At 28.9% G+C, this 13,432-nt stretch carries 12 protein-coding genes and 1 riboswitch; of the genes, 9 read left to right on the forward strand and 3 right to left on the reverse strand.

Annotation, left to right across the window (positions count from 1 at the left end; genetic code table 11):
* From ACRC8M_RS00615 to ACRC8M_RS00635, 5 genes are all read left to right on the forward strand, one after another.
* Positions 1-663 (forward strand): putative PEP-binding protein (locus ACRC8M_RS00615; RefSeq protein WP_438527347.1); only part of this gene is annotated, 663 nt, incomplete at its 5' end.
* Positions 664-747: 84 nt separating this feature from the next.
* Positions 748-1,797, forward strand: coding sequence for an alanine racemase (locus ACRC8M_RS00620; protein WP_438527348.1), 1,050 nt, complete (start codon positions 748-750; stop codon positions 1,795-1,797).
* 70 nt (positions 1,798-1,867) lie between these two features.
* A riboswitch (SAM riboswitch) is annotated at positions 1,868-1,955 on the forward strand.
* A 76-nt stretch (positions 1,956-2,031) separates the two neighbouring features.
* Positions 2,032-3,039, forward strand: a complete 1,008-nt coding sequence (locus tag ACRC8M_RS00625) for a methionine ABC transporter ATP-binding protein (protein ID WP_438527349.1) — start codon at positions 2,032-2,034, stop codon at positions 3,037-3,039.
* Entirely contained in the window at positions 3,029-3,679 is a 651-nt protein-coding gene (locus ACRC8M_RS00630) for a methionine ABC transporter permease (protein ID WP_438527350.1), read from the forward strand. Before ACRC8M_RS00625 ends, ACRC8M_RS00630 begins: the two co-directional genes overlap by 11 nt.
* Positions 3,680-3,681: 2 nt before the next feature.
* Positions 3,682-4,452 carry a MetQ/NlpA family ABC transporter substrate-binding protein gene (locus ACRC8M_RS00635; RefSeq protein WP_438527351.1) on the forward strand — a complete coding sequence of 257 codons (771 nt, stop codon included), beginning with the start codon at positions 3,682-3,684 and terminating at the stop codon, positions 4,450-4,452.
* A gap of 37 nt (positions 4,453-4,489) precedes the next feature.
* Here ACRC8M_RS00635 and ACRC8M_RS00640 read toward each other — a convergent pair whose 3' ends face one another.
* Both ACRC8M_RS00640 and ACRC8M_RS00645 read right to left on the reverse strand, forming a co-directional pair.
* Entirely contained in the window at positions 4,490-4,933 is a 444-nt protein-coding gene (locus ACRC8M_RS00640) for a DUF134 domain-containing protein (protein ID WP_438527352.1), read from the reverse strand.
* A 2-nt stretch (positions 4,934-4,935) separates the two neighbouring features.
* Positions 4,936-5,307, reverse strand: a complete 372-nt coding sequence (locus ACRC8M_RS00645; protein ID WP_438527353.1) for a NifB/NifX family molybdenum-iron cluster-binding protein — start codon at positions 5,305-5,307, stop codon at positions 4,936-4,938.
* 152 nt (positions 5,308-5,459) lie between these two features.
* Here ACRC8M_RS00645 and ACRC8M_RS00650 point away from each other — a divergent pair, with 152 nt between their 5' ends.
* From ACRC8M_RS00650 to ACRC8M_RS00665, 4 genes are all read left to right on the forward strand, one after another.
* Entirely contained in the window at positions 5,460-7,217 is a 1,758-nt protein-coding gene (locus ACRC8M_RS00650) for a sigma-54-dependent Fis family transcriptional regulator (RefSeq protein WP_438527354.1), read from the forward strand.
* A gap of 225 nt (positions 7,218-7,442) precedes the next feature.
* Complete coding sequence (locus ACRC8M_RS00655; protein WP_438527355.1) at positions 7,443-8,729, forward strand: L-cysteine desulfidase family protein; 1,287 nt, start codon at positions 7,443-7,445, stop codon at positions 8,727-8,729.
* A 27-nt stretch (positions 8,730-8,756) separates the two neighbouring features.
* Complete coding sequence (locus ACRC8M_RS00660; protein WP_438527356.1) at positions 8,757-10,100, forward strand: CoA-disulfide reductase; 1,344 nt, start codon at positions 8,757-8,759, stop codon at positions 10,098-10,100.
* 47 nt (positions 10,101-10,147) lie between these two features.
* Positions 10,148-11,578, forward strand: a complete 1,431-nt coding sequence (locus ACRC8M_RS00665) for a cation:dicarboxylate symporter family transporter (protein ID WP_438527357.1) — start codon at positions 10,148-10,150, stop codon at positions 11,576-11,578.
* A gap of 35 nt (positions 11,579-11,613) precedes the next feature.
* On the opposite strand, the gene ACRC8M_RS00670 is transcribed toward ACRC8M_RS00665, so the two are convergent.
* Complete coding sequence (locus tag ACRC8M_RS00670) at positions 11,614-13,323, reverse strand: ABC transporter ATP-binding protein (protein ID WP_438527358.1); 1,710 nt, start codon at positions 13,321-13,323, stop codon at positions 11,614-11,616.
* Positions 13,324-13,432 lie beyond the last annotated feature (109 nt).

Below are 13,432 nucleotides of genomic sequence, written 5' to 3' on the forward strand. Positions count from 1 at the left end.
TTAGGATGGAGAGCTTTAAGAATATGTCTAGATAGACCTGAAATCTTAAAAACACAGTTTAGAGCGCTTTTAAGAGCATCAGCATTTGGATATATTAAAATAATGTTACCTATGGTAATTTCAATAGAAGAGTGTAGAAAATCAAAAGCTTTATTAGAAGAGTGTAAAGCTGAATTAAGAGCTGAAGGAATAAAATTTGATGAGGATATCCAATTAGGAATTATGATTGAAACTCCAGCTACAGCATTTAGAGCTAAATGGTTTGCACAAGAAGTTGATTTCTTCTCAATAGGAACAAATGACTTAACTCAATATACATTAGCAGTAGATAGAGGAAATGAGAGAATATCTCACTTATATGATACATACAATCCAGGAGTTTTAGCAGCTATTAAAGCAGCAATAGATGGGGCTCATGAAGGTGGAATATCTATATCAATGTGTGGAGAGTTTGCAGGAGAAGCTAGAGCAACAGCTTTATTATTTGGAATGGGATTAGATGCATTCTCAATGTCAGCTATTTCAGTTGCAAAAGTAAAGAAAAATGTAATGGCTATAGATAAAGCTTCAGCAGAGGCTTTAGTTGAAAGAGTAATGTCAATGAGTACAACAGAGGATATCTTAGCAGAAATAGACAAATATAATGAAGAAGTATTAGGATAATACTTTATAAAAAAGGTGAAACTTTGTTTCACCTTTTTTTGTTTTTAGAGTATACTATTGTAAAAAAGTTATAGGGAGGGTGTTATGGGATTAAAAGATTTTAAAATAAAGGTTTCTAAAGAAAATATTCTACATAACTATCACTATTTAAAAAAACTTAGAAATAAAGATATAATAGCTGTTGTAAAAGCTAATGCTTATGGGCATGGAATAGAAAATATAGTTAAATTTTTATCAGAAAATGGTTGTAAATATTTTGCAGTAGCTAGAGAGTGCGAAGCTGAAAAAATATTAAAGTTAAAAATAGAAAATATAAATATTATTATTTTAGAAACAATAGATGAAATAGAAATTTTAAAAAATAATAAAAATATTCATATGGTAATAAATAGTTTTAAAGATCTTTTAAATCTTTTAGATAAAGGAGTTTCAACACAGCAATTACATTTAAAATTAGATTTTGGATTTGGAAGAAATGGAATTTTAGAAAAAGACTTTTTTAAACTAAAAGAGTTAATAAAAGAAAAAAATTTAAAATTTAAGGGTCTTTGTACCCATGTTTTTGCTGCAGATTATGATGATATGATTTTAATAGAAAAAAAATTTTCTCAGATGTTAAAAGAGTTAGGAAATGAGAGATTTGAGATTATTCATATGCAGAATAGTGCTGGAGTTATTTCAATAGAGGGTGAATTTTGTACCCATATAAGGTGTGGAACTATTCTATTTGGACTTCAAGAAATAGGATATTACGATCCCTGTATAAAAAGAGCGTTTAAGTTAAATGGCAGAATATTAGATATAAAAAATATCGATGATTTAAAATATATAGGATATGAAAAAAAAGAAAATTTAAATATAGGAAAATATAGAAAAGTAGCAAAAATTCGTTTAGGTTATGGAGATGGATTTTCCAAAAGAAGTGAAGGGATTATGTCTATAATCAATAATAAAAAGTTTAAAATAGTTCATATTAGTATGGATAGTTCATTTATTTTAGTGGATGATTCAGTAAAAGAAGGGGATAGTATCGAGATATTTCACGACTTAGAAGAAAGTATAAATCATTTAAAAGTTCCTCATTATGAATTTTTATCTTGTATAAATGATAGAATAAAAAGAGAATTGATATGACTATAAACAAAAATAAAATTTTATTTTAAAAAAATATTGACATTTTTTTTCAAATAAGATATTATACAGCAAACCATCAAGAGAGACCGAGGGACTGGCCCAATGACGTTTCAGCAACCTACCATTATGGTGTGGTGCTAACTCCAGATAGATGGGAGAAGTAGAAGTCTTGTTTACTTACTCTCATCTTAATTAAAAATTAAGATGGGAGTTTTTTTTATACGGGAGGATAAAATGATTACTTTAGAAAGAGTGAATAAAATTTATAATAACAAATTTCATGCTGTAAAAGATGTTTCTTTGAAAATTGAGAAGAGCGAAATATTTGGAATCATTGGATTAAGTGGTGCTGGAAAATCATCTTTAATTAGATTATTTAATGGATTAGAACCATTGACAACGGGAAAAATAGAGATTGAAGGAGTAGATATCTCAAAGCTTTCAAAGAGAGAACTTTTAAATAAAAGGAAAAAAATTGGGATGATATTTCAACATTTTAATTTATTAAAATCTAGGACAGTTAAAGAGAATATAGCATTTCCTTTAGAAATTGATGGTTGGTCAAAAGTAGAAATTGATGCAAGAGTTAAAGAACTTTTAAAGTTAGTAGAACTTGAAGATAAAGAGGAGTTTTATCCAGCTCAACTTTCTGGAGGACAAAAACAAAGAGTTGCAATAGCTAGAGCTCTAGCCAATAATCCAGATATTCTTTTATCAGATGAAGCAACTTCTGCTTTAGATCCAAAAACTACAAAGTCTATATTAAAATTAATTAAAGATATTCAGAAAAAAATGGGATTAACAGTTGTTTTAATAACTCATCAAATGGAAGTTATTAGAGAGATTTGTGATAAGGTAGCTGTTATGTCAAATGGTGAAGTTGTGGAAACTGGAAAAACATATGAAATATTTTTAAGCCCAAAAACAGAGATTACAAAAGAGTTAATATCATATGTTCCCCCTCAAGAAAAAGAGGAGATTGAATACATAAAAAAACCTGGAAATAAAGTTATAAAATTAATGTTTTTAGGCTCAGTAGCTGGAGATCCAATTTTATCTAAAGCTGTAAAAAAGTTTAATTTGGATATAAATGTTTTAGGTGGTGCAATTGATCTTTTATCGACCATGCAGGTAGGGCACTTAATGGTTGAATTGATAGGGGAAATGGATAAACAAAATGAAGCAATAGCTTGGTTTCCAAGTTTAGATGTAGGAGTGGAGGTTATTTACGATGGTATTTAATATGTTAGTACAAGCGACGATAGAAACGGTATATATGGTTTTATTATCTGCTGTGGTTTCATTAGGAATAGGATTTCCTTGTGGAATTTTAGCAGCAATAACATCAGATGGGCATATATTTGAAAATAAAGGAATAAATAGAGTATTAAATGGAATTATAAATATAACAAGATCATTTCCTTATATAATTTTAATGATTTTATTATTACCACTATCTAGATTTATAATAGGGACGACAATAGGAAGTACTGCAGCAATAGTACCTCTTTCTATATCGGCAGCTCCCTTTGTAGCAAGAATAGTTGAAAACTGTGTTTTAGAAGTGGATAAGGGAGTTATAGAAGCAAGTGAAAGTTTAGGAGCTAATAATTTCACAATAATAACTAGGGTAATGATTCCCGAGTCATTGCCATCATTAATTCAAGGAATCACACTATTAATCATTAATTTAATAGGTTTATCTGCAATGGCTGGAGCTATTGGTGGTGGCGGACTTGGAGATTTAGCTATCAGATTTGGTTATAATAGGTTTAAGTTAGATATAATGATTTATTCAGTTTTAATTATTATAGTTTTAGTTCAAGGGGTTCAATTAATTGGAAATTTAATATCAAATAGATTGAAAAAAAATGGGAGGTAGTTATGAAAAAATTAGTTTTAGTATTAGGTTTATTAGGATCGGTTATAAGTTTTGGGGCAAAATTAAAAGTTGGAGCTTCTCCAGTTCCCCATGCACAGCTTTTACAATTGGTAAAAGATGATTTGAAAAATGAAAATATAGAGTTAGAAATAATAGAATTAACAGATTATGTAACACCAAATTTACTATTGGATTCAAAAGAGTTGGATGCCAATTTCTTCCAACATAAACCATATTTAGAAACTTTTTCTAAAGAAAAAAATTTAAAATTAGTATCAGCAGGTAATGTTCATGTGGAACCATTAGGGGTTTATTCTAAAAAAGTTAATAAGATAGAGAGCTTAAAAAAAGGTGGAGTGGTAGCGATACCAAATGATCCTACAAATGGTGGAAGAGCATTAATTCTTTTACATAATAATGGTATTATAAAATTAAAAAATCCTCAAGATTTATTAGCTACAGAATTTGATATTGTAGAAAATAAAAATAATTTAAAATTTAAATCTTTAGATGCTGCTCAAATACCAAGAGCATTAGAAGATGTTGATTTAGCAGTAGTAAATGGTAACTATGCAATTGAAGCAGGACTTAACCCTTTAACAGAAGCTTTATTAATTGAAGGAAAAGAATCACCTTATGCTAACTTAATAGCTGTTAGAGAGGGTGATGATAAAAAAGAGGATATCCAGAAGTTAGTAAAAGCTCTACAAAGTGAAAAAGTAAAAGTTTTTATAGAAAATACTTATAAAGGTGGAGTAGTTCCAGCTTTTTAGAAAAACAATAAAAAAAAGTGAGTTTAGACTCACTTTTTTATTTTATATCCAATTTACAAACTTTCTTACACTTAACTTTCTTTTTTGTACAAAATATATCTTCTGAATTACAATTAGGGCAAAGATCTAAATCTTTTTTTAATGTGGGAATAAAAGTTTGTCCACAAGAGTTACATATAAATTGACAATGAGGAGTTTTAAAATCTCCTCCTTTCAATTGAATTCCATACCCCATAATAAGAGCTTCAGTTATTTTAACTCTTGCTGAATTGAGGATATTTTGAAATGTTTGTCTAGAAACGCCCATTTTTTCAGCACACTCTTCTTGGGATAAATTTTCTAAGTCTTTAAGTCTAATTGCTTCTAATTCTTCAATTTTTATATTATTAAAATGAATATTACAATTTTTACTTCCCTCAGGGATAAATTTTGTTTCATTTGGAATAAATTCGACACTTCTAACTTTAGTAGGTCTAGCCATATTTACTTTCCACACTTACAGTTACAAGAATGTCCATGTTCATGATGATGTCCATGATGATGTTCATGACTATTACATACAGCTTCTCCATTAACTAATATATGTTTAAAGAATCCCTCAGCTATATCATCACAAAATCCTTCTAGTCCAGAAAAAACTTTAATATCAAGAGATTTTAAGTTATTTAAAGCTCCTTCACCAATTCCACCACAAGCTACAAATTCAACACCTAATTCTTTTAATTGTCCAGGAATAGTTCCATGTCCATTACTTTCATGGTATTCCTTATTTGTACCATCATAAACAAAAAAACCTTCTGCTCTTCCAAAATGTTGACTAATTTTGTTATTCTCAGAAACAACTGCAATTTTCATAAAAACACCTCTTTTTTTAGTTATTGGCATATGCTATAATTAATATTAGAGTTTTTTAGTAAAAAAGTCAAGAATTATTTTTTGAAATTGACTGTTGTGATTATTTTTGATAATATACATATATAAAAATGGTATAAATTAAAGGGAGTATAATGAAAACTGATTTATTAGTAATAAAAGATGAGTTAAAAAAATATGCAAAAACAATATCAAAGCTGTTTGCAATGGACGTTGGAATTTGTGATAAAAATCTTATAAGAATAACAGGAAGTGGTCCTCAAAAAATAGGTGAAAAAATAAGAGGAAGAGCTAATAAAAAAACATTAGAAACCAAAGAAACAACAGTTATTTTAAATCCCAGAGAGGATGAGATTTGTAATGGCTGTTCAGAGAAAGACTCTTGTTTAGAAGTGTTAGAAATATCAACTCCAATAATGTATGAAGGAAAATTAATTGGTTTAATAAGTTTAGTTTCTTTTGATGAAAATCAAAAGAAAAGGGTTTTAGAAAATCTAAAAAACTATTTAGATTTTGTGGAACAAATGGCTGAACTGATAAGTATAAGATTTATTGAATATAATGAAAGTTTAGAAAAAACAGAAAGAGAAAATGTTCTTACAACAATATTAAATATAATTCAAAAAGGTGTTTTAAGATTTAATAGTGAAGGAATAATAACAAGTATTAATAATTTTGCTTTAAAAAAAATAGAGTCAGATAGTAGAATAATTGGAAAAAAAATACAGTTAAGCTCACAAAACGACTTCCTTATGGAAGAGGAGATATATAAATTAAAAGTTCAAGAAAAAGAGTTAACTGTGCTTGGAAAAATACTACCTTTTGAAGCTTTTGGAAAGAATGAGAAAATTTTTATTTTTGATGATATGAATAAGGTAAACGATGGAATTAGAGGGCTTGTTGAAACATCAAATAGTGTTTCGCTGGAAAATATAATAGGTGATTCTGAATTTACCAATCTATTAAGAGAGAGAATAAAACACGTTGCACCTTCAAAATCGACAGTGCTGATAACAGGGGAAAGTGGAACAGGAAAAGAGCTAGTAGCAAGAGCTTTACACTATCATAGTTCAAGAAGAAATGCACCATTTGTTGTTATAAACTGTGCGGCAATTCCTGAATCTCTTTTAGAGAGTGAACTATTTGGATATGTAAGAGGAGCTTTTACAGGTGCTGATAAAAATGGACGTATGGGTAAGTTTGAGTTAGCAAATGGAGGAGTTATATTTTTAGATGAAATAGGAGATATGCCTTTATATTTACAAGCTAAAATATTAAGAGTTCTTCAAGAAAGAAAAGTAACAAGAGTAGGTTCAAATAGAGATATAGAGTTAGACATAAGAATTATTGCAGCAACAAATGTAGATTTAGAAAAAAAGATTATTGAAAAAGAGTTTAGAGAGGATCTTTATTATAGATTGAAAGTTATACCTTTTGAAGTAGCACCTTTAAGAGAGAGAAGAGAGGATATTTTACCAATAACAAAGAATCTCATAAAAAAATATAATAGAATAACAGATAAATATATAAGTTTTATTGATATTGAGGTAGAAAAACTATTTTTAAATTATTCTTGGCCAGGAAATATAAGAGAGCTAGAGAATGTAGTAGAATTTATGTTTAATCTTTCAGATAATAGTGATATTTTAAGTTTATCTACAGTTCCTGAAAAACTATTAGAAGATAGAAAAACAAATAGTGAAATAGTAGTAGAAAAAAAAGAGTCAAAAGATGTATCTTATATGGAAGATTTTCAAGTAGTAGAAAAAAGTTATATTGAAAAAGCACTTAAAATTTTTGGAAGAGATACAGAAGGAAAGAAAAGAATAGCAGAGAAAATGGGAATAGGACTAACAACTTTGTATAGAAAAATACAAAAATATAATATTTGATTTTTTCAAAATGAAAAAATAAATTTTCAAAATGAAAAATTTTTCAAAATGAAAAAAAGTAAAATTAACTTTACACAAAAAATGTTAAATTATATTTAAAGTTTATAGAAAATAATACAAAAATATATAAAAAATGACAAAATTATAAAAAAAATATCTATTGGAATGAAAATTGCTTATTAGATACTTATATATTATAAAATAATTAGTTATTTAAAGGAGGAATTGAGAGTTATGATAGATAAAATTTTAAGGATTTTAAATGAAGAGATAGTTCCAGCAGAGGGGTGTACAGAACCAATAGCTTTAGCATACATAGGAAGTAAATTAACATCTATATTAGGTGGAGTTCCAGAAAAGATTGAGATTGCTTTATCTGGTAATTTAATAAAAAATGTTAAAAGTGTAAAAATACCAAATTCAGAAGGAATGGTAGGGATAGAGGCATCAGTGGCTCTTGGAACAATTTTAGGAGATTCTAAAAAAGAATTAATGGTTATATCAAATGTTGATAAATCAAGACTAAATGAAGTTAAGGAGTATTTAGATAATAAAAAAGTTGTAGCTACTAAAATAGATGGAGATGTAAAACTTCATATGAGAGCTACAGGAGTTTTAGGACAAGATACAGTTACAATAGAGATTAAAGATTATCATACAAATATCGTTAAGATAGAAAAAAATGGTGAAATAATAAAAGGAGCATCTTGTGATGAGGTTGTTACTGGAGATATGATGACAGATAAAAGTTTTTTAACTGTTGAATTAATCCACGATTTAGCTAAAACTATAGATTTAGATTTAATCGCTCCAATTTTTGAAAAAGTTATAGCTTATAATTCAGCTATTGCAAATGAGGGTTTAAAAAATGATTATGGAATAAGTATGGGTAAAAGCTTATACGAAGGTATGCAAGAGGGAGTTTACGGTAAAGATTTAAAAAATAAGATTGTAAGTTTTGCAAGTGCTGGAAGTGACGCAAGAATGAATGGATGCTCTATGCCAGTAATGACAACAAGTGGAAGTGGAAATCAAGGTATGTCTGCATCTTTACCAGTTATAAAGTATTGTGAAGAAAAAGGATTAACACATGAGCAGCTAATAAGAGGATTATTCTTCTCACATTTAACAACAATTCATATTAAGTCAAATGTTGGAAGATTATCAGCATATTGTGGAGTTGTTTGTGCTGGTGGAGGAGTAGCTGGTGCTTTAGCATTTTTAGATGGAATGCCTTTAGATAGAATAGATGCAGCAATTGAAACAACTTTAGCAACATTATCAGGAATGCTATGTGATGGAGCAAAGAGCTCTTGTGCAACAAAAATAGCAAGTTCAATTGGAATGGCATTTGATTCATACTATTTATCTAAAAAGAAAAAGAATTTTGAATATGGAGAAGGAATAGTTGGTAAAGATGTAGAAGCAACTTTAGCTAACGTAAAAGTTCTAGCTCACGAAGGATTAAGACAAACAGACGAAGTTATTTTAGAAATAATGTTAAATAATTAGTTTTAATATATGGTTTTAGGAGGAAAAATGAAAATAATAATAATCGGTGGAGTTGCTGCTGGAATGTCAGCTGCAGCAAAAGCAAGTAGACTTAACAAGGAAGCAGAGTTGGTAATTTATGAAAAAACTGAGGTTGTTTCATGGGGAGCTTGTGGACTTCCATATTATGTTGGAAACTTTTTTGAAAGTCCAAACAACATGATAGCAAGACCTGTAGAGAAATTCATAGAAGCTGGAATGAACATAAAAATAAAGCACGAAGTTATAGCAATTGATGTAAATAAAAAAGAGGTAACAGTTAAAGATTTAGTAACAGGTGAAACTTTTATAGACAATTACGATAAATTAATGGTAGCTACAGGAGCTCATGCAATAATGCCACCGATTAAAAATTTATCTACTAAAGGTGTATATACTTTAAAAGATTATACAGATGGTATAATCTTGAAAGAAGAGATGTTAAAAGATGAGAACCAAGATATAGTTATAGTTGGAGCTGGATACATTGGACTTGAAGTAGCTGAAGCAGCTAAACATTTAGGAAAAAGAAGTGTTAGAATAATTCAATTAGGTGATAGAGTTCTTTTAGAAAGTTTTGATAAAGAGATAACTGATGTTATGGAAGAGGAAATAAGAGCTCACGAGGGTATAGAACTACATTTAGAAGAGATTGTACAAGAGATTGTAGAAGAAAATGGAAAAGTTGTAAAAGTAAAAACTAACAAAGGTGAATACCCAGCTGATATAGTTGTTGTATCAACAGGAGTAAGACCAAATACAGCTTTCTTAAAAGAAACAGGAATTGAAATGCTAGGAAATGGAGCTTTAGTAATAGATAGCCACGGAAGAACAAGTATTGATTCAATCTATTCAGCAGGAGATTGTGCAACAGTTCCTCATTTAGTAAGAAAAGAAAATGTATATATTCCGCTAGCAACAACTGCTAATAAAATTGGTAGAATAGTTGGAGAAAACTTAGCTGGAGTAGAAACTGAGTTCCAAGGAACTTTAGGATCAGCAGCAGTAAAAGTTATGGATGTAGAAGCTGGAAGAACTGGAATAACAGAAGCTGAAGCCATAAAAATGGGAATAAATTATAAAACTGTATTTATAAAAGATAAAAATCAAACAAACTACTATCCAGGTAGAGAGGATATATTTGTGAAGTTAATTTATGATGCAGATACAAGAGTTCTTTTAGGAGGACAAATTGCAGGTAAAAAAGGTGCAGTTTTAAGAGTGGATTCTTTAGCAACAGCGATTTATGCTAAGTTAACAGTAGATGAGATTGGAATGATGGATTTTTGCTATGCTCCACCATTTGCTAGAACTTGGGATGTAATGAACGTAGCTGGGAATGTGGCAAAATAAAATAGGCTTCAATAAAAATTAAATTATAGAAACAGGAGAAAAAAACAATGAACAATGTATTTTTTGAACAATTTTTAATGATTAGTGATTTGAAAACTGTTGGTTTCTTAGTAGCTTTATTAGTAATTTTATTTCTAATAAATATGTTACCAAAGAAAAAATTTAACTTTTCAGCAAAAGTTATGGTTGCAACAGTTGTTGGTTTAATTTTAGGATTAGCAATTCAATTTGTAGCTGGATTCCCAGAGAACCCAATGAATTTAACATTCGTAAAAGAGACAACACTATGGTATAGCTTACTTGGTGGAGGGTTCATCTCTTTGATTAGAATGTTAGTTATTCCATTAGTTATAGTATCAATTATACATGTTATTATTAACATGAAAGAGGATGCTAATTTAGGAGATTTAGTAAAGAAAAGTTTAATCATTACTTTAGTAATGGTTGCAATTTCTGTAGGTGTAGGATTACTTTTAGGAAATCTATTTGAAGTTGGAAAGGTTTCGAATGATGCAGTACAAGCTGTAGCAACAGCAGGTGGAGGAAAAATTAGAGAGGTTAGTAATATCGTTGATACATTAAAAGCTCTTATCCCTTCAAATCCAGTTGAAGCAATGGTTAAGTTAAACATCGTTGGGTTAGTTATATTCTCAGCAGTTGTTGGAGTAGCAGCAAAGAGAATGTCAAAGAAATATATGGATACTGTAAAGCCATTCTTTGATTTAATAAATGCTTCTCAAAAGATTATAGTGTCAATGGCAATGAGTATTATTAGATGGATGCCTTTAGCAGTAGTACCATTATTGGCAAATACAATTGCACAAAAAGGTATCGGAGCAATAGCAGAAGTAGGAAAATTTATCGCAGTTTTATACTTAGCAACAGCAGTTATGTTTGTAATACAGATGATAGCAGTATCATTCTTTGGATTAAATCCATTTACATATGTTAAGAAGAGTATCTCTTTAATGATTTTAGCATTTACATCTAGATCAAGTGTTGGATGTTTACCAGTAACAATTTCAACATTAACTAATAAATTAGGTGTTAGCGAATCAACAGCAAGTTTTGTTGCAAGTTTTGGTACAACAGCAGGAATGCAAGGTTGTGCAGGAATATTCCCAGCATTGACTATCGTATTCGTTACAAATATGAGTGGACATTCAATTGATGCAACATTAATAGTAATGTCTGTGATTGTTGTGGCAATCAGTTCATTAGGAATTGCAGGAATTCCAGGAACAGCAACAATGGCAGCTTCAGTTGCTTTATCAGGAACTGGATTAGCGGCTATGTTCCCTCTAATTAATCCAATTTTAGCTATCGATCCTATTATCGATATGCCTAGAACAATGTTAAATGTAATTGGATCAGTTACAAATGCATTGATGGTTGATAAGAGTTTAGGAAACTTAAATCATGAAGTTTATCAAGATATGGAAGCAGGAAGTGAAGCAAACTCTTCTGAGATTGAGTAATAATAAAAAAAGCCACCTTGAAGGTGGCTTTTACTTTATCTAATTCCATGATATAACCTATAGAATTTACCTTCTAATTTTAGAAGTTCTTTAAATGAACCAGATTCAACAATATTATCTTCTCCTAAGACATAGATTTTATCAAAATCTTCAAGAATACTAAGTCTGTGGGTTATTGCAATAACAATTCTATCATCATATTCCTCTTTAATATTTTTTAAAATAGATTTTTCATTGATAATATCCAAGGCATTAGTTGCTTCATCTAAAAGAATTAAATCGGGATTTTTTAAAAATAATCTAGCCATAGCAATCTTTTGTCTTTGTCCAGAGCTTACATGAACTCCACCCTCACCAATTATAGTATTTTCCTCTTGAGGAAATTTATCAAAGATTTCATATACGTATGATTTTTCAATTGCAAAATTTAATTCATCTTCAGTATAATTTTCTTTAACAAGAGTAATGTTATCAATTAGACTTCCATTTATAATATAATCACTTTGATCTACAATTCCCAGTCGTTCTAAATATGTCTTGAAAGTTATTTTATTTAATGGAATATTATTAATTAAAATATCTCCATTTGTAGGAAGTAAAGCTCTTTTTAAAAGAGATGCAGTGGTACTTTTTCCAATTCCACTTTCACCTACTAAAGCTATTTTTTCTCCTTTTCCAATTTTTAAATTAAAGTTTTGTAAAATAGATTTTTCATTGTAAGAAAAACCGATATTTTTAAATTCAATTGATGTAATAGGTTCTATTAGAGGTATTTCTCCGTCTACCCTATTATTAAGATTTATAATTTCACTAAATCTATTAACTCCTGATATTCCTTTTTGATAGATATCAACAAGTCCAACCATTCTCATAATTCTAAGTCTAAAACGATCAACTAAAAGTAAGAAAGATAAGATGATTCCCATAGTAACTCCATCTTTTATATACAAATATCCACCAGCAAGAATAATTATAAGTTGAGTTATATTGGAGTAAAAAGTTACTCCTGAAACAATTAAACTGGATGGAATCATATTTTTCTTTTCACTTTCTAAAAGAGTAGCGTTTTTTTCAAGAAATCTTTTTTGAGCATAGTTTTCTAAGTAATTATCTTTTAAAAAAGAGATAGTTCTTAAAATATCATGAAGATTAGCTGATAACAAACCTGAATTTTTTCGAACGCTTCTATGACCTGCTTTCATTTTTTTATTTTCTTTATAAACAAATATTAACGTTAGTGGCAAAGGAAATAGGGTAATCAATGAAAGTTTTAAATCAAAATCTATCATTATAAAGATAGAGGCAATAATAGTTATAACTGAAAATATAAAGTCCTCTAACCCTCTGTGGCAAAGAGTAGAAACACTGTCTAAGTCATTGATAACTCGAGAGATTAAATCACCACTTTGATTTTTTTTAAAAAACTCACTAGGTTGGTTTAAAAGTTTTTTTAATAGATCGTTTCTCATACTTTGTTTTATTTTGCTTCCCATTAGTTTACCGTTTGCTTGAGAGTTTACTGCAAAAACCAAACGTAAAATATAAAGAACAATCAATACAACTGAAAATTTTAACAGTAAATCAATATTTTTAGAGGGAAGAGCGTCATCTATTAAATTTTTAATTAAAAGTGGTGAGTAAATATCAATAGCAGTCATAGCTAATCTCACACCTAAAAATAGAACAAGGAGTTTATTTTCCTTTTTTAAATAGTAAATAAGAGTTCCAAAAGATGTTTTTTTCATAAAAATTTCTCCTTAATATACATTTATTTCTAAATTAATAGTAACTTTTTTTTTATATAAAAGTCAATACTTCTAGATATAAATAATATAAATAATAGATGATAATGTT

This window comes from Cetobacterium sp., assembly GCF_051653945.1.
GTDB lineage: Bacteria > Fusobacteriota > Fusobacteriia > Fusobacteriales > Fusobacteriaceae > Cetobacterium_A.